General features: G+C 68.8%; 24 protein-coding genes and 2 pseudogenes. 15 read left to right on the forward strand and 11 right to left on the reverse strand.

The window, feature by feature from the left end:
• Window positions 1-91 precede the first annotated feature (91 nt).
• Window positions 92-610, forward strand: a complete 519-nt coding sequence (locus Sspor_RS07740) for an ATP-binding protein (RefSeq protein ID WP_202198361.1) — start codon at window positions 92-94, stop codon at window positions 608-610.
• 64 nt (window positions 611-674) lie between these two features.
• On the opposite strand, the gene Sspor_RS07745 is transcribed toward Sspor_RS07740, so the two are convergent.
• Both Sspor_RS07745 and Sspor_RS07750 read right to left on the reverse strand, forming a co-directional pair.
• Window positions 675-914, reverse strand: a complete 240-nt coding sequence (locus tag Sspor_RS07745) for an integrase core domain-containing protein (RefSeq protein WP_373318896.1) — start codon at window positions 912-914, stop codon at window positions 675-677.
• On the reverse strand, window positions 901-1,935 hold the full coding sequence (locus Sspor_RS07750; RefSeq protein ID WP_202198363.1) for an IS110 family RNA-guided transposase: 1,035 nt from the start codon (window positions 1,933-1,935) through the stop codon (window positions 901-903). Before Sspor_RS07750 ends, Sspor_RS07745 begins: the two co-directional genes overlap by 14 nt.
• A gap of 245 nt (window positions 1,936-2,180) precedes the next feature.
• Between Sspor_RS07750 and Sspor_RS40360 the strand changes: the two genes are divergently transcribed.
• Window positions 2,181-2,450: a hypothetical protein gene (locus Sspor_RS40360; protein WP_237403735.1), complete on the forward strand. Its 270-nt coding sequence runs from the start codon at window positions 2,181-2,183 to the stop codon at window positions 2,448-2,450.
• Between the two features lie 531 nt (window positions 2,451-2,981).
• Here Sspor_RS40360 and Sspor_RS07760 read toward each other — a convergent pair.
• From Sspor_RS07760 to Sspor_RS07770, 3 genes and pseudogenes are all read right to left on the reverse strand, one after another.
• Entirely contained in the window at window positions 2,982-3,146 is a 165-nt protein-coding gene (locus tag Sspor_RS07760; RefSeq protein ID WP_202198364.1) for a hypothetical protein, read from the reverse strand.
• 78 nt (window positions 3,147-3,224) lie between these two features.
• Window positions 3,225-3,563 (reverse strand): hypothetical protein, encoded by a 339-nt coding sequence (locus Sspor_RS07765; protein ID WP_202198365.1) that lies wholly within the window; start codon window positions 3,561-3,563, stop codon window positions 3,225-3,227.
• 398 nt (window positions 3,564-3,961) lie between these two features.
• A pseudogene (locus Sspor_RS07770) lies at window positions 3,962-4,159 on the reverse strand (helix-turn-helix domain-containing protein); the annotation flags it as partial.
• 805 nt (window positions 4,160-4,964) lie between these two features.
• Between Sspor_RS07770 and Sspor_RS07775 the strand changes: the two are divergent.
• The 5 genes from Sspor_RS07775 to Sspor_RS07800 all read left to right on the forward strand — a co-directional run bounded on the left by Sspor_RS07775 (window position 4,965) and on the right by Sspor_RS07800 (window position 8,580).
• A complete protein-coding gene (locus Sspor_RS07775; RefSeq protein ID WP_202198366.1) occupies window positions 4,965-5,459 on the forward strand; it encodes a hypothetical protein in 495 nt (164 codons plus the stop codon).
• A 785-nt stretch (window positions 5,460-6,244) separates the two neighbouring features.
• Window positions 6,245-6,469: a hypothetical protein gene (locus tag Sspor_RS07785; protein ID WP_202198367.1), complete on the forward strand. Its 225-nt coding sequence runs from the start codon at window positions 6,245-6,247 to the stop codon at window positions 6,467-6,469.
• Between the two features lie 412 nt (window positions 6,470-6,881).
• Entirely contained in the window at window positions 6,882-7,619 is a 738-nt protein-coding gene (locus Sspor_RS07790) for a DUF4142 domain-containing protein (RefSeq protein ID WP_237403736.1), read from the forward strand.
• Between the two features lie 106 nt (window positions 7,620-7,725).
• On the forward strand, window positions 7,726-8,115 hold the full coding sequence (locus Sspor_RS41520; protein ID WP_373318897.1) for an IS3 family transposase: 390 nt from the start codon (window positions 7,726-7,728) through the stop codon (window positions 8,113-8,115).
• A gap of 144 nt (window positions 8,116-8,259) precedes the next feature.
• Window positions 8,260-8,580 carry an early set domain-containing protein gene (locus Sspor_RS07800; RefSeq protein WP_308445533.1) on the forward strand — a complete coding sequence of 107 codons (321 nt, stop codon included), beginning with the start codon at window positions 8,260-8,262 and terminating at the stop codon, window positions 8,578-8,580.
• 493 nt (window positions 8,581-9,073) lie between these two features.
• On the opposite strand, the gene Sspor_RS07805 is transcribed toward Sspor_RS07800, so the two are convergent.
• On the reverse strand, window positions 9,074-9,334 hold the full coding sequence (locus Sspor_RS07805) for a hypothetical protein (RefSeq protein ID WP_202198368.1): 261 nt from the start codon (window positions 9,332-9,334) through the stop codon (window positions 9,074-9,076).
• A 435-nt stretch (window positions 9,335-9,769) separates the two neighbouring features.
• Between Sspor_RS07805 and Sspor_RS07810 the strand changes: the two genes are divergently transcribed.
• Window positions 9,770-10,117: an STAS domain-containing protein gene (locus Sspor_RS07810; protein WP_202198369.1), complete on the forward strand. Its 348-nt coding sequence runs from the start codon at window positions 9,770-9,772 to the stop codon at window positions 10,115-10,117.
• Between the two features lie 705 nt (window positions 10,118-10,822).
• A pseudogene (locus Sspor_RS40365) lies at window positions 10,823-11,107 on the forward strand (hypothetical protein); the annotation flags it as partial.
• A 133-nt stretch (window positions 11,108-11,240) separates the two neighbouring features.
• On the opposite strand, the gene Sspor_RS07815 reads toward Sspor_RS40365, so the two are convergent.
• Window positions 11,241-13,013, reverse strand: a complete 1,773-nt coding sequence (locus Sspor_RS07815; RefSeq protein WP_237403737.1) for a tyrosine-protein kinase domain-containing protein — start codon at window positions 13,011-13,013, stop codon at window positions 11,241-11,243.
• 331 nt (window positions 13,014-13,344) lie between these two features.
• Window positions 13,345-13,521, reverse strand: a complete 177-nt coding sequence (locus tag Sspor_RS07820) for a hypothetical protein (RefSeq protein WP_202198370.1) — start codon at window positions 13,519-13,521, stop codon at window positions 13,345-13,347.
• A gap of 11 nt (window positions 13,522-13,532) precedes the next feature.
• On the opposite strand from Sspor_RS07820, the gene Sspor_RS41315 reads away from it, so the two are divergent.
• Window positions 13,533-14,126 carry a transposase gene (locus tag Sspor_RS41315; RefSeq protein ID WP_373318751.1) on the forward strand — a complete coding sequence of 198 codons (594 nt, stop codon included), beginning with the start codon at window positions 13,533-13,535 and terminating at the stop codon, window positions 14,124-14,126.
• 28 nt (window positions 14,127-14,154) lie between these two features.
• Here the strand turns inward: Sspor_RS41315 and Sspor_RS07830 are convergent, their stop codons facing one another.
• The gene (locus Sspor_RS07830; RefSeq protein ID WP_202198371.1) at window positions 14,155-14,391 is read right to left on the reverse strand and encodes a hypothetical protein; all 237 of its coding nucleotides are present in this window, start codon (window positions 14,389-14,391) and stop codon (window positions 14,155-14,157) included.
• 400 nt (window positions 14,392-14,791) lie between these two features.
• The gene (locus Sspor_RS07835; protein ID WP_202198372.1) at window positions 14,792-15,184 is read right to left on the reverse strand and encodes a hypothetical protein; all 393 of its coding nucleotides are present in this window, start codon (window positions 15,182-15,184) and stop codon (window positions 14,792-14,794) included.
• Between the two features lie 482 nt (window positions 15,185-15,666).
• Between Sspor_RS07835 and Sspor_RS07840 the strand changes: the two genes are divergently transcribed.
• From Sspor_RS07840 to Sspor_RS07855, 4 genes are all read left to right on the forward strand, one after another.
• Window positions 15,667-15,972, forward strand: a complete 306-nt coding sequence (locus tag Sspor_RS07840; RefSeq protein ID WP_202198373.1) for a hypothetical protein — start codon at window positions 15,667-15,669, stop codon at window positions 15,970-15,972.
• Between the two features lie 259 nt (window positions 15,973-16,231).
• On the forward strand, window positions 16,232-16,885 hold the full coding sequence (locus Sspor_RS07845; RefSeq protein ID WP_202198374.1) for a hemopexin repeat-containing protein: 654 nt from the start codon (window positions 16,232-16,234) through the stop codon (window positions 16,883-16,885).
• A gap of 573 nt (window positions 16,886-17,458) precedes the next feature.
• Window positions 17,459-17,761, forward strand: a complete 303-nt coding sequence (locus Sspor_RS07850) for an ArsR/SmtB family transcription factor (RefSeq protein ID WP_237403738.1) — start codon at window positions 17,459-17,461, stop codon at window positions 17,759-17,761.
• 423 nt (window positions 17,762-18,184) lie between these two features.
• Window positions 18,185-18,559: a hypothetical protein gene (locus Sspor_RS07855; RefSeq protein ID WP_202198375.1), complete on the forward strand. Its 375-nt coding sequence runs from the start codon at window positions 18,185-18,187 to the stop codon at window positions 18,557-18,559.
• A gap of 28 nt (window positions 18,560-18,587) precedes the next feature.
• Here the strand turns inward: Sspor_RS07855 and Sspor_RS07860 are convergent, their stop codons facing one another.
• On the reverse strand, window positions 18,588-18,935 hold the full coding sequence (locus Sspor_RS07860; RefSeq protein ID WP_202198376.1) for a hypothetical protein: 348 nt from the start codon (window positions 18,933-18,935) through the stop codon (window positions 18,588-18,590).
• 378 nt (window positions 18,936-19,313) lie between these two features.
• On the opposite strand from Sspor_RS07860, the gene Sspor_RS07865 reads away from it, so the two are divergent.
• Window positions 19,314-20,054: a hypothetical protein gene (locus tag Sspor_RS07865; protein ID WP_202198377.1), complete on the forward strand. Its 741-nt coding sequence runs from the start codon at window positions 19,314-19,316 to the stop codon at window positions 20,052-20,054.
• The last annotated feature ends 6 nt before the right edge of the window (window positions 20,055-20,060 follow it).

The following is a 20,060-nucleotide window of genomic DNA, read 5'->3' on the forward strand; positions in this document are numbered from 1 at the left end:
CCCGCGATCCACAGCCCCAGGGCGCCGGCGTTTCCCGGCCACACGTGCCGGGCCGCCCGCCCTCCCCCCAAGGGTGATCACGATGTGCGCCATGAGACCGTCACACTCCCGCAGCTTCCCGATAGCCGCGGAGAGGCAGGCAGTGCCCGAAGCCCGCCGACTCGTGCTGGCCGTGGTACGCGGATGGGACCTGCAACTGACCTCAGAAACACTCGAAGAACTCGCACTGCTGTGCAGCGAGATAATCGCCAACGCCGTACGGCACACCACCGGACCATCCACCGTCACCGTCCTGTGGACCGGCTCACGACTGCGCGTCGAGGTCACCGACACCGCCCCCGGCCTGCCTGCCCCCCGAGGGTGCACCCTCAACGCCGAAAGCGGCCGGGGCCTCATGCTGATCGCGGCAATAGCCACCGACTGGGGCACCACGCCCACCCCGACCGGAAAGGCCGTTTGGTTCGAGATGACGCCCACAGCCGCCACTGCCGCGGAAGAGAACGGGGCCGGTCCGTACCAGGCGGGGGCCGGGAAACCGATGGCAACCGCGCACCCGGCCGCAGTCCGCGAGGCCGCACCGGAGACGTACGGAGCAGGACGACTGCGTTGACGCGCGTCCCGGGCAAGGGTGGGCGTCTGTACTGAGGCGACCCCCGGAGTGTGGATATGGGGTGCTATGCGACGAGTGAGAATTTAGCCCGCTGGTGGTGTTGCTGTTCGAACTCCAGCGGGGAGAGGTAGGCCAGCGCGCTGTGGCGTCTGCGGGCGTTGTAGTAGGTGAGCCACCGGAATATCTCTAGCCTCGCCTGGCTCAACGTCAGGAACTGCTTCTTGTGCATCACCTCTCGTTTCAACCCTTGCCACAGACTCTCGGCGAGCGCGTTGACGCTCCTATAGTTGTCAACTCGCCGCAGAGGCGGTCCGCGGGGCGGGCCGGAGCAGGTGGTAGACCTCGCGGATGACGTAGCGCTTGAGGCATCGGATGATCTCGCGTTTGGTCTTGCCCTCGGTTGTGCGGCGGGCGACGTAGTCGATCGTGGGCTGATGGAATCGCATCCGGACGATGACGGTTCGGTAGATTGCGGCGTTCAGCTGGCGGTGTCCGCCGTGGTTGATGCGATGCCTGCCGCTGGTCATGCCGGAGCCGCTGGGCACGGGTGCGATGCCGGCGAGTTTGGCGAGTGCGGCTTCGGACTTGATCCGTGCCGGGTTGTCGCCGGTCACGACGAGGATCTCCGCGGCCGTGTCGACGCCGATGCCGAAGGGCTCGAGCAGTTGAGGGGCGACTCGCTGGACGAGGTCGCCGATCATCTTCGTCAGTTCTTTGGCCTCGGTGTCGAGGTACTGCCATCGTTTGGCGAGCGTACGCAGGGTGTGACGCAGCGCGTCCTCGGGTCCTTCCAGACGGCGAGGACGCATGGCTGCCAACTGCCGCGCCAGGCTGAGCTGGGTCTTGCCGGCGGTCTCCCGGCGCAGGGCGTCCGGGGCGTGGACGAGCATCGCCTTCATGGTGATCATCGCCGCCGCACGCTGTTCAACCGCCTGGTCATGGGCGATCTTGAGCTGGCGGATCATCTCGGCCTCGCCGTCGGCACTCTTCGGCGTGGCGGTCGCGAATCCGGCCAGCACGGCACGGGCGGCGTTCTCGGCGTCCAAGGTGTCGGATTTCCCGTTCATGCGCCGCAGCCGCCGGTCCGGGCGTCCGGCCTCGACCACCTTGTGGCCGGCCCTGCGCAGGAATGAGGTCACCGTGGCGCCGTAGGAGCCGGTACCTTCGATTCCGAACGCCAGCACGGTGCCGAATGAGGCCGCCCAGTCCGCCAGCTTCTGGAAACCGCCGGTGTCGGTGGGAACGGTCAAGGTGGCCAGGATCCCGCCGATCGTGTCCATCACCGCCGCGACGTGCACGTGCTTGTGCGTGTCGACGCCGATCACGACATGCCCGGACCGGGGCTGCTCGCTGTGGTGCACGGTCGGTCCTCCTGGTCGCTTACGTGGGGTTCACGCTGTCGCCGGCCGGACGGACAGGACTGTCACGGGGACGCTTTGGCGAGTCGGCTCCAGGCTCCTGACTTGTTCAATTGAGCCCAGACGCTCGGTCTGCAGCCGTAGCGTCCAGGGTGTCGGTCGGCACGGGCCCGCAGTGCTCCTTGCCGCCCTCGGGCTGGCTCACTGATAGCGTGCCGCCGCTGGCCGACACCCGCGACTGCCGCGTCCTGGACACTGCTCCGCCCCTGGTCCGGTCCGCCCCGGCCGGGACCGGAGCGGACCGGGAAAAGCGCCATGAGGCGAAACGCGCCGAGAGTGCCGCGCAGACCACCCGCGACATCCACGCCAACCGTGTCGGACTGCCCCTCGGCGACACGGTGAGCGGGGACGAGCCGGTGGTGGAGCGGCTGCTGACCCGGAGGCAGGCCGAGCACGCCCGCACCGTGCTGGACTACGTCTAGGCCCACGCCCCGCATCCCGAGGCCGAGGTGCGCCTCGCGGTGCTCCTGTTCACCCTGCGGGCCGCGCGCGACGGCACACCGCCACCAGACTCGCCCGAAAGGCCCGCCCACCCCTGACCGGAGTACAGCGTGGCTGGCACGAGACGGCACCCCGTCCCGAAGCGGATGATCTACAGCGGGCGCCCGACAGCAAGAAGCAGCGAGCCGTCGCGTCCCCTCTGCCAAGAGAGCGGGGACGATCCCAGCACGGCGGCGTGCTCCGGTCACCGGTTCAGCCCGGCCAGTCGGCACACCACGGTCAGCAGGCAACCGAGGGCTCGGGCACGAGTCCGGCCACACTTGGGATCACACACGGTGATTTCATCTGCGCGCATGGTTCCATGCCTGCAGCCAGGACCTGGCGTCAGCCGACAGCGATCGGCACGCCGGATTGTGACATCCACCCGGCGCGATGGTCTCGCCATCTCGCGTGTGTGCCGGAAAGTGCGGCGAGGGCCGCAGCTGGCCCTCGCCGCCTCGTGGTGCCGCCGGTCAGCAGAACTTGTCGGGGAACTGGGCGATGATGCCTTTGGCGAGGGTGTCGGACAGCATCATCATGTGATCGAAGGCCAGGCCGTCGTCCTTGATCGACTTCTTGTAGTCGCCCTTGAGGAGGTCGACCGCGGACACGGTTGTCTGGTCGATGTGCTCCCTCATCGCCGGCCGGGTGACCGATGCAGGTCAGTTCTTCGGGTTGGCGGCGGTGAGGAAGCCGGCGATGTCCTCGGCGTTGGCTTACCAGTCGGCGAGAGCCTTGTCCAGGGCGGGCTTGTCGCCGGCCTGCGCGGCCTTCAGGACCGGCCCGGCCTGCTGGATGTGCGTGGTCAGCAGCGCGGTCAGCTGGTCTCCGGCCTCCCGGCCGTAGTAGACGGCGATCGCGTCGCCCATGTCCTTCTGGTTGCGCAGCAGCCTGTCGAGGGAGGGCTGCAGGGTGTCCTGATTGTGGAAGTAGGCGTCGACCGTCACGTAGGTCCACTGCATGTGGTCCGTCCACAGCTCGCGCAGCGCGGTGTAGAGCGCGATCTGCTTCTGGAGCTTCGCGTCGTGCGGAGGGTGATCGACGACCGTAGTCACCGCCGGCTGCCGCTGCGGCCACCGGCGTCTGGATGCCGGTGTACCCGGTCAGGAGGGTTCCGGCGACGGCCAGGACCGCCATGGCGGACGCGACACGGTGGCCGCGTCGCAGTACTCGGGTCATCTCTGCGTTCCTTTCACAAGCGCCCGCCGCAATTAAGGGCGCGTCGAGGACGGCGCCCGGGCCCCTGGACCCGTCCACGGGTGACACAGGCGGTCACGGACAGTGGGTGTTCCACAACAGGTCGCGGGCCGGACGAGCCCCTGCGGGTGCACCTCGCCCGATGCCCGGCATGCCGCGAGGAAGCCGAATCCTTGATCGTCCTCGCCGAAGCCGACCACGGGACTATTTACGCGCAGGCGGTCGAGACGTTCCGTCTTGCTCTGGGGCTTGCCGTCAGCTCGCGGATCTGTACTTCTACCGCGTCGACCGCCGAGCCCTTCAGCGGTCTCTCGTACCTCGTCGGCCGGTCATGCGCCAGCACCCGCTTCACCGTGTTCTTCGAGATGCCCAGCTGCCGGGCGATCGCACGGATCGGCATCTGCTCGGCCCGGTGCAACCGACGGATCTCCGCCCAGTCCTCCACAAGGATCACCTCTTCCCTCCTGACCTTGATCACCAAAGCCAGGATCAGACGGAGATCACCACATGAGTCAGTTTTGATACGCCGTCAGAGGGTCCGCGTCAGGCCGTCGTCGAGAGCCGCCCCTTCGGGCGACGAGACGCACCGCGCCCGGCCCAGATCCGCCAGGTTCGAGCCGGTGTCGGGGTTGAAGGACCCAGTAACGCCGGTTCCTCGCGTACTCCTCTTCGTCTCGCTCGCCGGACCCGCATCATCCGGCAGTGCTGGTACGTTCCGGCTTTGCCAGGGCCTCTCCCGCCCTCCCCGGCACCACCCGGATCAGGCTGCCCTCAGCTACGCTGACCTGCTGTGACAGGCCAGAGGTGATGGTCTTCCACCTCCACTCGAACCACAGCGCCTCACGGCGCAACCAAGATCCCCGACAGAGTCAAGCTGAGCAAGGTCGTCGAATTGGCTGTCTCTCACTGTTGCTCCTGCTCATCGTCGGGGCGTTCACCGGTTCTGAGGATGCTGAGCGGGGAGAGACCCCGCGAGGAACGCCGCCGGGGTTACGAGAACGTCGGCGACGGGACGGTGGACTGGAGAGGTACCTGCGACGTGAAGTAGCCGCGTACCGTCGCGTCGGCCGCATCTTGGCCGGCCCTACTTCCTGATGAGCGGCACTGGGAGAGGAGATGCCCGATAGGGCTAGACGCCTAGGCTCCTAGGGATTCAAAGTATCTGCCGGATCGGTCATGCTTTGGAGAGCCGCAGGGCAAGAGGCCCTGGGAACCTGCCCATTGGGGGGCCATCCATGATCCACATTACTCTTGGGAAGATGCGCTACGTCGACCCGGAGGAAGACCAAATGGGCCGCGACCACGTCGGCTGGGACCCGAACATGTGCGACGAGGCACTGTTCCGGGCTAACCGGGGCTGCTGGGTCCTCGGCGAGCGTGCAGAACGGGAGCAGTACGCCCTGCTGTCCTTCGAGGGCAAGGTGCGCCAGGCCATCGAAATCGGGCGCTTGGCTCCGGTGGCCGGAGGGCGCAAGGCGATCGAGGGCAGGTTCCTCAAGAAGGGGGACGAGGTCTACGACGCCTATGTCGGGGAGGACCAGCCGGTTAGCCCCTCCCGCAATCCGATCGCGTACTTCGACTCCCCTCACGGGGCGCGGACCTGTGGCTGCGACTGCGGAGCACCGGTCACCCGCGGCTGGTTTCTGATCGGGCACGACCAAAAGGCCCTGCATGACCGGGTCTCCAAAGTCGGCACGGTGCGTGACTTCGTCAACTGGTTCGACAGCACCTACGTGGAGCCGGCGTCCGAGTAGGCCGGGCCCTTCGTTAGCAGCTGGTAGTCGACAACAATCACAACTGTTGTCGGTATCCGGTCCGACCTGCCTCGTTCAAGGCCGAGGACGCCAGGCCGCTCCTCCCGCGCACCGCGGGCGGTACGACGGCCCGCCGGACGCTGTCCGGCCCCCGGACCTGAGATCCGGTCGGGGGCCAACCTCCTCCGCCAGGGTCCGTCTTCAATTTGATCTTGTCCAGATCGGGAGGGATGCGGGTGTGGCTGCTGCTTCGTAGGAGGTGGCGGTCTTCTCGTGGCGCGTGGCGATGCCGTGGAAGCCCTTGGGCTGGTTGAAGAAGCGTTCGACGGTGTTGCGACGTCGGTGGACGGCGGTGTGTCGAAGCGTGGCGGGCGGCCGCCTCGGCGGCTTCGGCTACTTCGATGCAGCCGAGCACGCCGGCGCCCGTGCGGTCTCCGCCCGCGACCTCGCCGGACTCGGCCATGGTCACCGGTCCGCCGGTATCCGCTTCGAGGACGCCCTCGCGTCGCGCAAGCCCGGCTTCGACCGGGTGCGCGTCATGGACCGCATCGGGCTCGCCGCCGCCCTCTTCGACGAGGGCGAGGCCGAACGCGGGGTCAGTCCGCCCAGCAGGCACTCGTCGACGCGGCCCACGTTGACTCCACCCTCGTGGCCTCCCGGCTCAACACGCTGCTGCACGCAGCCCGCCCGTACCAGACCACCGCAGTCAACGACGTGGGGGACCGGGCGAAGGATCTGGCAGTCGCACGTCCGACCACGGTCGCGGCCTGAGAAACATCGAGCACATGGCCAGGCGCCGCCGCCCCGGACCGCCCAACCAGCCCTCCCGACCCGTCCCGCACATCGATGCTGGTGACCTGCTCGCCGCGTACAGCAAGCGGCGGCGCCCGCCGATGGACATCTACCAGCGCCACCGGCACGTGCACGGTCGAGCCGCGCACCTCGCGCCCGACGAGCCGCGCGTCTTGGAGAAACCTCACCTGAACCCCCGGCGGACCCAGGCCGGGTGAGCCGGTTGGAGGTGGTGGGCTTCTCCCAGGGCGGGGACGCTGCAAGGTGCGGCGGTGCGGGAACTACGGGGAGCCGTTACCCAAGGGCTCCGGCCTCAACTGGCGGTTCTGTGGTGCGACCTGCCGGGGTTCGCTCTGGCGGCGGGTCACCGACAGAGACCGTCTTGCGTCGGTCGGTCCGGCAGGGGATCGAGCTCCTGCACGGGGGCGTAGACCGCGTTTCTGCCCGAGCCACGCGGCAGCGAAGGCTCAGATCTCACCTGTCCCGACAGATGATGCGCTTATGCGGCTTCTGCGTCGAACAGGGTGACGAAAGAGACGGGATTCTATCCGAAGGATGCCGCCACCTCCTCGCTTTTGAGCACCATCGCCGAATCAATTTATCTTCCTACCGCAAAGAATAGCGTGGTCAATGTCCCAGATTCCCAGGTGCCGCACGCCGGCGAACCGTCGCGCGATCCAGGAGGACATGATGAATTCTCACGCACGCAACTACCGGCCCTCATCCCGCCGTGGCCGAGGCCGCCTGACAGCCGCTGTGGTTACTCTCGTCGCGATCATCGCCACCGCAACCGTGTGGCTCTCCCAGAAGCACGGGACGGCCCACGAGGCGGGCTCAGCCCACCTCCCTGCAGCCGAAACTGGCCTGGCTGTACCCCAGTCTGCCAACACCGGCGCGGTCTCCGCATTGGACAAGTCCTTCCTCACCAAGGTCAGGCAGGCCGGACTGTGGGAGATTCCGGCTGGCCGACTTGCCCAGACGCACGCATCGAACGAAGCGGTCAAACGGGCCGGTCTGCATCTGCTCGACGGGCACAGCAAACTCGACCAACTGGTTCGCGAGGACTCTGAGGTGCTGAACGTGCCCATCCCCGACCAGGCGACCGCCGAACAGCTAGGCTGGGTGAAGCAGTTGGAGGCGGCCCGGGGCCCCGCATTCGACCAGCTCTTTGTGGACCTTCTCCGTGCTTCCCACGGCAAGGTGTTCATCACCATCGGAGAGGTCCGCGCATCCACCAAGAACTCCTTGGTGAGGCGGTTGGCGACCCAGACCAATACTACTGTCCAGGACCACATGGATGTTCTGGAGGACACCGGTCTCGTCACCGATGCCACCCTGGACGACATCGCCTCCACCATTGCCAAGTAGCGTCCCGGGCCCCCGCCTGCCGGGGCTCTCGAACCTCCCCGCGCATTCGGCGGTCACCATTGGCCGACGGTGCGGGACGAGGAACTCAAGCCCCTGATCCATCGAGATCTTCGAGGCCGACTACCGTGTCTACGGGGCCAGGAAGATCCGGCGGGGGCTGAACCGGCAGGGCCATGCCGTGGCCCGCTGCACCGTCGAACGGCTCATGTACGAAACCGGCATCGCCGGCATCGTCCGAGGCAAGAAAGTGATCACCACGATCCTGGACCCCGGAGCCGCCCGTGCCCCCAACCGCCTGGACCGCGAGTCGCCCAAGCGCCCAACCGCACCTGGGTCTCCGACTTCACGCACGTCGCCGCCTGGGCGGGTGTCGTCTACGTCGCCTTTGTCGTGGACACCGGGCCGGTGCGGGCGCTGGGGCCGCTGCTGTTCCTCTCGGCCCTTGCCCGGTTCCTGGCGCTTGCCCTGCGTACCGCCCATGACGGCGACTCCTTGATGCGTGGGGTGCGGATTCCTCCCGCCCGCGCCGGCATGAAGCGTCACCAACCGCATCCCTTCGACTACGCATCGTGGCGGATGAGTGGTGGTCGCGGCTGGTTGTGGATGCGTCCGGATGCGGCCTCGGAGCCCGGTGCCGACGATGGGCACAGCCTTCATCCGCTCGCGCCGTCAGGAGTCGATCCCCATGCTGGAGCGCACGCTGCGCAAGGATCGCACCGAGGTCACCGTCATCCTTCCCGCCGACACCCCGCCCGGGACTGTCAGCGTGGTCGGTGACTTCAACGACTGGCAGGCCGGCGTGCACACCCTGCAGCCGCGCAACGACGGGAAGCGGGCTGTGACGGTCGAGCTGCCCTCCGAGAGCGCCCGCTCGTTCCGGTATCTGGCGGCCGGTGACTACTGGTTCGACGATGAGAGCGCCGGCGACCGGGAAGGTCCCGACAGACGTCTGCACACCTGATCGGCCCAACCGGCGTGACCTGGGGTGGCCGTGGGCGTTGAAAGCCCGACACGTGCCCGCCGGCCCACCACCCCGGACCGGTGTCCGTGTGGCGGCCCCGCTACCGCGCCCGGCGGCGGGGCCGCCGTCACCTTCCGGACCGCTCCTTCGGTTCATGACAGAACCTCACCCACCGCCCCCTTCGGTGCCAGCCGGGTTCCTTGGCCCGGGCATGAAGCAGAAGACCGTTCCGCCTGCCGCCGCGAAGGCGGGCGCAATGTTCCTCGTCCGGGCGGGACACAACGGCCTACGGGTGTCCGGGCCTTTGTATCGGCGGGTAGATAGCCGTTGAGAGCACCCTTCCGCGGCATTCGAACGGGAACAGCGTGACACATGGGTTGCGCCGTCGTTGGACAGCGCAACCCATGTGGCCGGGCCCCGGGGATGCTCATGTCCCCGGGGCACGTGCTGCCCAGCGGTATCGGCTGCCATGCCTCCGGTACACCGCAGCGGCCTACGCGAGGCCACCGAGGCCATCCGCGGCCGGCCTGTTCTCGGCGGAGGCGCCCAAGGGCTCGACATTGTCGACGGCCGTTGTCAACTCCACTCCGCCGGCTGTGGGGCGAATATATGCGCGCCGGGACATGCGGGGAATGCCGGTGTGGGTAGGGAGGTCTTCCCGGACCACGGCCATCAGCCGGCCCTCGGTGCCGGAGGCGATGTCACGGACGAGCCGGCCGATCAGCGGGTGCTCCTCGTGTCCGTCGCCCTTCACCGCCGCTCTGCCCCCACCCTGTCCTGACCATCACGTTCGCGGCTGAGGATACGGCCGAGGCCGCAGGAAGTGGAAGCCCCGAAGGCAGGCCTCCGAAGCTTCCCTTTCACCCTCGGCTGCGGCTGTCGGCCACGAGGAATGGAGCCGGACAGTTCCCTGGGCGGTGAGGCAGGCCAGGCCCGGTCAGGGACACGGTCCCGTCAGCGGCAACGTCGACCAGGAAGCGCCCACCAGGGGCATCAACGGTGTAGCAGACCAGTGCACCCGTGACAGTCCGGATCGGTGCAGACGCCCCAGCAGTCCGCGGGCGGCGAGCCCTGCCGCTCCGGGCTTGGAACGAGACCACGTGGGTAGAAGTCCAGGGAGGGCAGGAGCCGGGGGGCTCGTGTCGAGAGTCCTCCGCGTTGCCTCCGACGAGACGGCTGGGAGAGCGTCGTGGCTGATCCCTCGGTCGAGACGACCGCCTCCGGCCGCTGCCTGATAGCGAGGGTCGGCGGCGAAATGGATTACGCCACCGCCCAGGTGTTCCGCGCACGGTTCGAGGAACTCATCGAGCGGGGTGACCGGTGCATCGTGCTGGATCTGTCCGGGGTCTCGTTCTGCGACTCATCCGGGCTGAACGTACTGTTCGGAGCGCGCAGGCAGGCGGATGCGAGCGGGGCGGTTGTAATGCTGGCGTGTGTGCCGGGGCCGTTGCGGCGGATCCTACACATGACCGGGGCGGATCAGGCCCTACAGGTCTATGACACGGTCACCGATGCAGAAGCCGCCTTCGGCGGCTGAGCCGCCGACCGCCCCATCAAGATCACCTCTATGCCCCGACCCGTACCTCGAAATCCCTCAAGCGGACTCCCCCGGCCACCACCGCCGACGTGCTGAAGATCGGCCTGTACGAATTCGACCTCGCGATCGAACCACACACCGCCACGGCCGCCCTCGCCGCCCTCCGGGTATCCGATACCGAGCCGGAGCGTTGAGCCCATGACGGCCGCCAGCCCCCCGTGGGCCTCCCGGACCGGACGCACCAGGGGCGCTGCCCCTACCCACGGACACTTCGTCCGCTGGTGCCCTGGGTGAAAAAGCCCAAGACCGCTGGACTTGGTACCGGTGTCGGAGCCCGGGAAGAATCCGATACGGGCGCCCTGCGCCTCCCGGACCGCCTTCTCCTCACCAGAGGGACCCGGCGCACGGACAAGCGGTCGCTCGGCTGGTCAGTGCGGCAGCCCGTGCCCGCGATGCGCCCCTCCTCCCCCGGTCTGTCGGTACATCACGGGGACCGCACCGCAGGAACGCCAGGACCTTGAAACCCCTGCGGTGCAGCGCACGATCGGATGCCGGGCATGCATTGGGCTCAGACGTGGAACCGGCGTCAGGCTTGGCCAGGACCGGACCGCTGCAGCCCGCCGAGACTCCCAGCCCGGCCCTGAGGGGCGCAGGCGGGCCGGCGAGTTCACACTGTCAGGACGACGCGTGCAGCAAGGAGGCCGGATGAGCTGGGCATCATGGACCACCCGCGGGGTGTTCGCCGGTCGGGACGGAGTGATGACCGGCGAAGCGGGTCACGCCCTCACCGGTGAGCTCGATATTCACACCACCTGGACCGAGGCCGACGGTCTTGCCCACGTCACCGTGCAGTACAGCGGGGCTTCCGACTGGCTCCCCCTCGCAGGAAGCCCCGTCCCGTGCCCCAGCGAGGACGCGAGCCGCACCCTGCATGACGCGGTCATCCACGCCCTACGCAGCGGAGCGGCCCTCCCCTGGGCACCGGCCGATTCTGATCCTCCCCGGCGGCGAACGGATCCCGAGCCGGGCAGGCCTGCCGCCAGCAGGGGCAGCACCAGCGCGTCGTGGCGCTCGACGTGGCCTGGTCCGGTACCGAGGCGACCGCCGCGAGGCCGCGTCGGACTCACCGCCGGCCCGTGCGGACCGTACGCAGGGCGACCGTGTCGGTACCGTCGCCCGGGACGTGCTGCGAGACGCCGGCGGCCGCCACCTCGTACCGAATCGGCTGCGGCTCGCGTCGTCGGGGCGCCGCGGAGGCAGCCGGCCCCGTGGCGGCGGGGCCGCCCTTGCCGCGGCCGCGCTTCTCGCCCGGCAGCGGTGCGTGCAGCACCGCGCCGAGCACGGTGCCGCCGGCGCCGCTGATCAGCTCGCGGATCCGGGACAGGTCGGTGCGGTGCACGGCGCGCGGGTCGCAGACGACCAGGACGCCGTCGACGCGGTCGACGAGCGCGAGGGCGTCGGCGTACGAGAGCACGGGCGGCGCGAGCACGACGACGGTGGCGTTGGGGGAGTCGGCCTCGGAGATCAGCCGGGTGGCGCGGGCCGAGGTCAGCGAACGCGGGACGTTGCGGGCCCGCTCGCCCGGGATCAGGTCGAAGGATCCGGATTCCCCGGCGTCCACGACGAGTTGGCGTCCGTCGGGCCAGTCGGAGTCCCCGTGCTGCGCCGGGCGTCCGCCGGCGGCCTGGCCGCCCGGGGTCTGGCTCCAGCGCGGACGGCCGCCCGCGTCGGTCGGCAGCTGGCTGGCCAGGACCGGGGTACGCAGGTCGGCCTCGATGAGCAGCACGTCCTTGCCGGTCTCCGCGAAGGAGGCGGCGAGGTTCACGGCCACCGCGGCGCCGGTCTCGCTGCTGCCGCGCGGGGCGACGACGAGCAGTCGGCGCCGGTCGGCGAAGCGGGAGTCGTAGGCGAGCCGGAAGGCCACCGAGCGGTACGCCTCGGCGAGCCGGGGATCGGCCTCGCCCGCGGCGAGGATCGGACCGCCGCCCGTCTTGTCCCGCGGCAGGTAGCCCAGTACGGGCGCGCGCAGCGCCCAGGCGACGTCGCCCTCGGAGCGCGGCGCGGGGTCGAAGACGAGCCGGATCCAGGCGGCGAGCAGGCCCAGGGCGAGGCCCACGGCCGCGCCGAGCACGATCGACATCACGAGGCCGGGACCGTCGGCCTCGCGCGGCGGCACTGCGGCGCTGGTGACCCGGCCTGGGGTCACGTCCAGGGCCTGCAGCTTGGCGATGTTGCCGTTGAGGCTGTTGACCTTGTTCTGCTGGTCGGTCTTGGACGAGTACGCCGCGTCGCGTGCCGGACCGGCCGGCATGGATCTGATCTGCTTGACGAGTTCGTCGAGCTGCTCGGCAACCGGCTCGCGCTGGTCCTGGTAGCCCTTGACCATCTTGTCGCGGGTGGCGTCGAGGGACTCCTGCCGCTTGAGCAGATAGGTCTCGGTCATCGCGTTGGCGCGCTTGGCGGCCTCCTCGGGGGAAGTTGCCGTGTAGGTGAAGCGCAGCACCATGGTCTGTGGCGGGTTGGTGACCTGCAGGCCGGCGCGCAGGGCGGCGAAGTCCTTGGCGGACACCCCTAGCTTCTTCGCCGCCTCGTTGGCTATGGAAGAACTGAGCGCCACCTGCCGCGCCGAACCGATGTTGATCGCCTTGTCCGGGGCGAGACTCGGGCTGAACGGGTCGTCGGTCGGCGCGCGCAGCACGACATCGGCGGTCGCCACATAGGTATCCCCCATCGAGACGCTGAGGAAAACCCCACCCAGCAGACCGACCCCGACGCCCGCTCCGATCAGCCCCCGGTAGCGCAAGAGCTGCCGGAACTGATCCCGGAGCAGATCCGGCTCGTCCTCGGCCGGAGCCGCCGCCGGCTGGTTCGTCTCGATCACGGCCAGGACCCCCACGTCCTTCGTCCATCAAAGCGTCGGCCCACGCCCGAGCGCTCCACCTCCTGAGCGGAGCCGCACAGCGCCGCGACGGACGTGACGGCCGGCCGGCCTGAAAGTACGAGGTCAGCCTGCACAGCACGCCCATGTCCATCACAGCAGCTCGCTGCGAAACCACGATCACCGCCGCGGCGAGGATACCCGGGACCTCCCCGTCCACGGCACGCGAGATGACGTCGAGACTCCGCACGCCGACCACAACAATCGGCACGCCGGCTACCGCCACCCATCACGAAACGGACGCTCGGATCCAACCGCGCGGTCCACAAGGACTCCCGCCCGGAGGATTCTACAGGGCCTCCAGCATCTTGCCGAGTTCGTCGGCGGTGGGCCGGTTGGCCGGGTCGTCATGGAGGACGGTCCGCGGCACGTCCTGGCGGCCCAGGATCGGCGTGGCCCAGTCGCGGTCCAGGCCGTCGAAGACGTTACGGCCGTCGTCCTGGGCTTCGCGGATGGTGTCGGCCAACACGGCGTGCTGTGCAGGAACTGCGGGGCACGCGGCCGCACGGCAGGCCGGATCGACGGGAACGTCACCGGGGGACGGGGCAGCGCCGAGGCGGCCGGGTCCGCTCCGACCGTGTCATGCGTCCGCCGAAGCCACCGCGGATGCACGGCGTCAACGGCCGTCCGCCCAAGCACGGCCCGGAGTTCCGCTTCACCAGGCCGGAGACCTGGCCCGAGCCCAGCGCGAGCACGCTCTCCTCTGGAGCTGCCCACTCCGCGACACGCGCGCCCCACCGGTCGAGCTCATCGACGTCCATGATGCGCCCCGCCTCTTGTCCGCGTGTCGCCTTTGCCCAGTTCCCGTCGCCCGACAGTAGGAGCACCCTGTTCGTGGGTGCAGGCATTGGGCTGTTCTGCGGCGCGCCCCAAGCCGGCCACCGGAAATGCCCGCCACGCGCTCACCGCCGCCACCGCGCGGAAGGCAGGGCACGTCGAGGGCCACGAAGCCTCAGTCACGTCGCCCGAGGGCACACGCCCGGCGGCACAGTGCGGCATCCAGTGACCGTCCCTTCCACGATGGGTATTACAAGGGACGCTACCGCGCACGCGGACACCCGAAGGATTTGAGAAGGCCTCGCCCTTGGGCGTCGCGCGACTACCCGCGGGCTTCGGCGCGGCGGCGGTCCCTGCGTAGGTCGAGGGTGGCGCAGTGGAAGGAGCCTCCCAGCGCCTGGACGTTGCGAAACGGCAAGGCCAGCGGAGTCATTCCGTAGGAGACGAGCAGCTCCTGGAGCTTTTCGTCCCGGGCCTCGGTGAGGACGTGCTGGTGGTCGACCACCAGCAGGTTCATGCTGACCCAGGGGCTGGTCATGTAGAGCGGGGGGGCTGTCACACGGCTCGGGGAGAGGGGCAGGGACCAGCTCCCATCCCTCCATCGGAGAGCCGGCAAGCTGGGCGGGATCCAGCCGTTCCGGGTTGTACAGGGCCAGCCCCTCACGCAGTGGGCACAGCGTCGCGTCGAGGTGCATGGCGTGCGGATCGTCCGGTTGGACCAGATGGACGCGGATGTCGGGGCCGAGCTGGGTGCGCAGGTGCGCGACGCCCGAGCGGTTGGTGACGTGGCTGAGCTGGCCGACGACGGTGCGAGGGCCAAGGCGGATGAAATCGGCGGCGTCCCATGCCGGTCGGTCCTCCCCGATCACCCATTGGCCCGAGCGGGACGGGCCACTGGTGAGGGGGTCGACCGCCAGGTCCACCGCCGACGGCAGCCAGTGCGCCCCCGATTGGCGGAACTATTGAAGGAGCGGCCAGTAGGCGAGCAGTTCGTGGCGGCGGCTGCGCCAGGCCATCGGTGCCTCGACGACACGGTTGCCCATGACGAGCAGAGAGTCGCGCGGCATGGCGGCGCAGTAGCCGCCCAGGCCCGACCAGGGCACGCGACGCGGCCGGTGCACCACACAGCCCAAGCTCTCCAGCACTTCTGCGAGGGTCTGCAGCTCCTGCTCCGCGGCCTCCACGATCCAGGAGGGAAAGGGGTGGCCGGGCCGGAACTCCGCCCAGTGCTCGCGGGGCATGGTCGCCTCGATCATGCGGGGGTCCTCGGCGGGGAACATCGCCCCGTACGCCGTGCCGACCACCACCTCGCGTAACGGACTCCACTCGTCGCACGCGTCAACCACGATCATGTCGGCTCTCCCGGGCGGCCAGGGCACCGCTGCCCCCACAGCGGTGCGGTCCGGGCACCTCACCGATCAGCCTGTGAGGCGCCCTGGCCATCTTTAGCCGCCAGCAGCGGGCAAGGCGATGCCTTCGCTGGGAGTCCACTCGAATCGGGGATGCTGTGTTCGCCCGACAGACGATCGAGCGGGCCCGAGAGCGGGTGAACGAAACCATCCGGGCGCAAGGCGCGTTCTGAGTCACCAGCCTTGGCGGAATCCTCATCTGCCTGGCAGCACGCGCGTAGGGCACGCGCCACCAACATCACGGCCCAGAGATTCGACCTCTCCGAGGGACTCGCGCTGATCAGCCGGATGGGGTGGACTCGCACGTGATCAAGCGGCTGGACCGCCAAGCACCCCTAGGAGGGCCTGCATCAGTAAGGGGTACGGGGCCTGGGCCGGGCGAGCGGTTGCGCGTCACGGGTGACCGGCGCTGTCGTTGCATCAACATGACCGACTTCATGGTGCAGATCCCCGCCGACTGGCTCGCCCGTGTGTTCCTTTCTCTCCGTCGCGGCACGTCCGACGATGCCCATACGCTCGCGGGCGAGCTACAGCCGTTCACTGAGAAGCCCGGTCAGCGGGTGCCAGTCCCAAGGGGGACGGTGCTTCGTACGGAACTCGCACTGCGTAGGGAGATCGAGACCGCCAGCGAAGAGGATCGGCGCGCGGAGCTGTCCGAGCAAGCCGAGTACCTGGTCAAGGCCCGGCTGGTCGAGAGCGGGGATGACATGGAACCATCCCCCCTCTCTTGATCACGCCTCTCGAACCCGCCCAGGCTGGACGCGATCGGCGCCCCGGCAACGCTGCGAAGTGCGGGTGTCGGTCGGCGAGGGTCAGGCGCGATCCGCACTACTCCGTTGTCATGAACGCTGAATGCTTTTTGCTTGCGCTGAACAGGTGAGGTTGCGAGGAGCGTGGCTGTGGGCGGGCATGCAAGGCACCGAAACCGACGAGCGGACGCGTTGGTGCCGCGCGTGGCCACTACCCGTCCCCAGCATCCAAGGAGCGACCATGACCGAGAACGACGCCGAGGATTTCGGTCCCGAGCCGGCGTTCGACGCCTGCTTCGTCGACCCGCGCAGCCCGGGCGACCTCTACCTGTTCAAGGGAGACCGGGTCCTCCTGGTCGACTCGGGCGGCAACAAGCGGCGGTGGGACAAGCCCCAGAAGATCTCCGAGTGGCACTCCCTCTACCCCTTCAGCAGCGGGATCGACGCCTGCTTCGTCGATCCGCGCAGCCCGGGCGACCTGTACCTGTTCAAGGGCAATCAGGTCTGTCTGGTCGACTCCGGCGGCAACAAGCGGCGGTGGGAGGACCCTCAGAAGATCGCCGAATGGCGCCCGAAGTATCCCTTCCAGGACAAGATCGACGCGTGCTTCGTCTCCCACCGCAGCCCGGGTGACCTGTATCTGTTCAAGGACGACGAGGTCGCCCAGGTGGACTCCGGCGGCGACAAACTGCGCTGGGGACCGACGAAGATCGCCGACTGGCGGCCGTCCTACCCGTTCGACAGCAACATCGACGCGTGCTTCGTCGACCTCCGCAGCCCGGGCGACCTGTACCTGTTCAAGGGCAAGTACGTCTGCCTGGTCGACGCAGACGGCGACAAGGTACGCAAGGGTCGGCAGACCATCGCCAGCTGGAGGTCGCAGTACCTCTTCTGACCGCCTCCGCGGCCAGACCTGGAAGCCCGCTCAGGCGCACATCGGCCTGACGGCGTACGAAGGTTGAACCACCGGGCACGCGGTGCGTCGGACAGCGGGCACACCAGCCGACCGTCCGCCGCATCCGCGGCTCCGCAGTTGTGGCCTAGACCTCTCGGAGTCCCCGTGCCATAAGTGGCCTCACCGGGCGTCAGGTTGAGGCAAGTGCCGCCGCTCGCCGCGACCGGTCACCGAGAGGCCCCGAGTGCCGGGATGCAGGAGCCGGTGACCGGCCGCTGCGAAGGATCAGCGGTGGACCTTGAAGGAGGTGATGCCATCGTGCCAGTCGTAGGTGGCTTCGGGTCCCAGGGCGACCCATGCGGTGGCCGGCTGGCAGGCTCGCTGGGTGACCTTGGTTCAGCCTGCACCGCTGAGTGCAAGGGGAACGAGAGCCTGGTCAGCGCTGCCGAATGCGTGAGCGATGCGTGAGCGGACGTGCTGGCACGGCCCGGTCTGGCATGGACCAAACGACACGGTGCAGCTCGCTGACCAGGCATTGCCGGGGACCTTGGCGACCGCGCGGGATGGCCCGGCATGATCTTGCCGGGACTGGAACTGCTTCAGAACGGCCCCGTACCGGTGCGCGAGCTGCTAAACGAGATCGAAATTGAACCGTCCAACCTTTCCCAGCAGCTCGCGGTACTGCGCCGATCCGGCATCGTGGTCTCCATCCGTGACGGTTCCACCATCAGTTACGCCCTGGCCGGTGGTGACGTGGCAGAACTCCTGCGGGCCGCACGGCGCATCCTCACCGAGCTGCTGGCCGGACAGAGCGAGTTGCTCGCTGAGCTTCGCCACGCCGACACTCCGGTGCACACGGGTCCGCCCACGCCATGACGGGCTCAGTCCTCATTGGCTGGGACCGGCAGAGGCCGGGACCCCACCGCCCCGAAGGCGACTTCGAGGCGCGCTGCGCTCGACAATCAGCGGAGACACCTCCCGGTCTGCCAGCAGTTGCACACCGAAGTCCTGCTGCATCTGGCGACCACGTGGGGTCGCGATGGCGCCGACGACACCGGCCCCAGGCCCGCCGATGTCACCGCACACTGCGCGGGCACGCGTTGGCAGTGCGGGGCCGGGCGAACCCGCCACTTACTCGGCACGCCCGCCATACCCCCTCTGCAGCTGACCAGGCAGAACACCAAACTCCGGCTGGAGTACCAGCCGTGGACTTGGCGGCCGGAAGCACGCGAACAGGCGCGCCCCTGTCGTCCAACCCCGCGGATACACTGCTGCCTCGGCCCGCTTGAGGAGACGTTCGTGCTGGATGCCGCTACCGCACAGTTCATCGAGGCTGTTGGGCAGCTGCCGCCCGACAAGCCCGCCGCAGTGTTCGATCACGCACTGCGGCTGCGCCGCAGCGGCGGCCGTGAGGCGAGCCGCGCGCTCCGGCTGTCCGCATCAGAGTTCTCCGAGATCGACCACGCGGTCCGTTCAACGCTGCTTCCGCGCGCGGATCAGCTCAATGCGTTCCGCGCCGGCCTGCACTCCGACGCCAAAGCTGTGTGCTGCATCGCGGCAAGGGCGATCCGCACACGCGCAAAGTGTACGGAGGAGCACTACCGCGTATTGATAGAGCCGTTCGCAGCCGCCGGCGTCGACACCTCCGCTCAGCCGGTAGCCCCACCGCCCTGATCAACAGTCGCCGTCCCCGAGTGCCGGGTCAGTGCCAGTTCTCGGCCGTGTGGACGAACCAGAGTGCCGCCCGTCCCTCGTTCCGGCAGGCCTCGGCCGCCAGCTCGAACGCGGCAGCACGGTCGTAGGCGTCCTCAGGCCCCGTCTCCGGAGCAGACCGGGTCTTGACCAGATATCCGCAGACGCTGCGCGGCCACGTGGCGTGGGACGACGCCAGATCGCGAAGCGTTGCGGCGTGGGGCGACGCCGCACGCTCCGGCGTCTCCAGCGGCGGATCGCCGCTCGGGCCACGGTGGAGCGCCGGCCATTCCCGTACCACCTCACCGTCACTGAAGACAGCCACCTTCTGCGCGTGCCGAAGGATCATGTACCCCATCGGGATCCATTCCATCAGATGCCCGTCGTACTTCTTTGCAGGGTCGGCGAACGCAAAAGGTGGATCGACGGCCGCCTAAGATCACGTACTGCGGCCCGGACTGCTCGCTGTCGAACGGGTCGATGCGGTCCGCCTCGACCGGCGGGTACGGGTAGTGCTCCATAACCACGATGGTGCCAGAGCACTCGGACAGGGTGTTCCGGCGGAAGCTTGATGTGCTGAGTCGTGGCGCATGCGGCGAGTGCGCCCTGTCTGCGTTCGAGCTGGATTCCGTCGAGCGACCCCATCCATCGGCTGACGCCGGGCCATGCTGGGCCGCGCGGCGCGACGGCCGAACCGGTGTCGAGGTCTGCTGCGCCCCGTGGATACTGAGGCCCGATGGATTCCGACCGCGCGACGCGCCTTCACCGACTCGCCCGTACGCTCACCCAACGGTTCGGCCTCGACCTCCACCGGCACGAGGCAGTTGAGGCCGAGTGGTCCGGCTCCGCACGCGCGTGGACGTTTGCGTGGACCGATGGGCCGACTGTCGCGCAGGTGCGGGCAGCCTGCCGGGAGGCCGAGCCGGAGGCGAGTGAGGGCCTCCTGTACGTACGCACGCTCTCGGAGGCCTCCGTCGCACTCGGTGCCGTCCGCCTGACGGTCTCAACCGCCACCGGCCCGGCCCGCCGCCTTCTTGTACGTCCGGCCGACGTGGAGGCACTGTTTCGCGACGTACCGTTTCCGCAGCCTCGCACGGACCGGGAACGTGCACTCGTGTACGCCGTGGTCTACGAGATCCACGACGCGCACCACCGCAACCAGGCCGACGCGGAGGAGATCTGCGGGCTCATCAAGCAGTACGGCCTGGCGATGCTCCTGCGTCGCTGCGGAGCCGAGCTGTCCCCCGTCGAGATCCTGACCGACCACTACGCGGCGACGCACGCCCACCCCGCGTGGCGATACCGACTGGCGCCGATGTGCGCGGGCGTCCTGTTCCGGGCCGTCCGGGAGGACCCGCGGGCGTCGGCGGAGCTCATCGCTGCCGCCCTTGCCCTCCTGCCCGGGCTGCCCGACGAGTGCGCCGCGGCCGAGGACGAACTCCGGGCCCGTCTTGAACGCAACACGCCGACGACATAGTCACGG

Source organism: Streptomyces spororaveus (assembly GCF_016755875.1).
Taxonomy (GTDB): domain Bacteria; phylum Actinomycetota; class Actinomycetes; order Streptomycetales; family Streptomycetaceae; genus Streptomyces; species Streptomyces spororaveus.

Excerpts from the sequence above, each read along its gene's own strand:
- Sspor_RS07865 (WP_202198377.1), top strand. The coding sequence starts at position 19,314 with ATGGATTCCGACCGCGCGACGCGCCTTCACCGACTCGCCCGTACGCTC.
- Sspor_RS07790 (WP_237403736.1), top strand. The coding sequence starts at position 6,882 with ATGTCCCAGATTCCCAGGTGCCGCACGCCGGCGAACCGTCGCGCGATC.
- Sspor_RS07760 (WP_202198364.1), bottom strand. The coding sequence starts at position 3,146 with ATGAGGGAGCACATCGACCAGACAACCGTGTCCGCGGTCGACCTCCTC.
- Sspor_RS07850 (WP_237403738.1), top strand. The coding sequence starts at position 17,459 with ATGATCTTGCCGGGACTGGAACTGCTTCAGAACGGCCCCGTACCGGTG.
- Sspor_RS07785 (WP_202198367.1), top strand. The coding sequence starts at position 6,245 with ATGGCCAGGCGCCGCCGCCCCGGACCGCCCAACCAGCCCTCCCGACCC.
- Sspor_RS07775 (WP_202198366.1), top strand. The coding sequence starts at position 4,965 with ATGCGCTACGTCGACCCGGAGGAAGACCAAATGGGCCGCGACCACGTC.
- Sspor_RS07840 (WP_202198373.1), top strand. The coding sequence starts at position 15,667 with ATGACCGACTTCATGGTGCAGATCCCCGCCGACTGGCTCGCCCGTGTG.
- Sspor_RS07845 (WP_202198374.1), top strand. The coding sequence starts at position 16,232 with ATGACCGAGAACGACGCCGAGGATTTCGGTCCCGAGCCGGCGTTCGAC.
- Sspor_RS07800 (WP_308445533.1), top strand. The coding sequence starts at position 8,260 with ATGGGCACAGCCTTCATCCGCTCGCGCCGTCAGGAGTCGATCCCCATG.
- Sspor_RS07860 (WP_202198376.1), bottom strand. The coding sequence starts at position 18,935 with ATGGGGTACATGATCCTTCGGCACGCGCAGAAGGTGGCTGTCTTCAGT.
- Sspor_RS07835 (WP_202198372.1), bottom strand. The coding sequence starts at position 15,184 with ATGATCGTGGTTGACGCGTGCGACGAGTGGAGTCCGTTACGCGAGGTG.
- Sspor_RS07740 (WP_202198361.1), top strand. The coding sequence starts at position 92 with ATGAGACCGTCACACTCCCGCAGCTTCCCGATAGCCGCGGAGAGGCAG.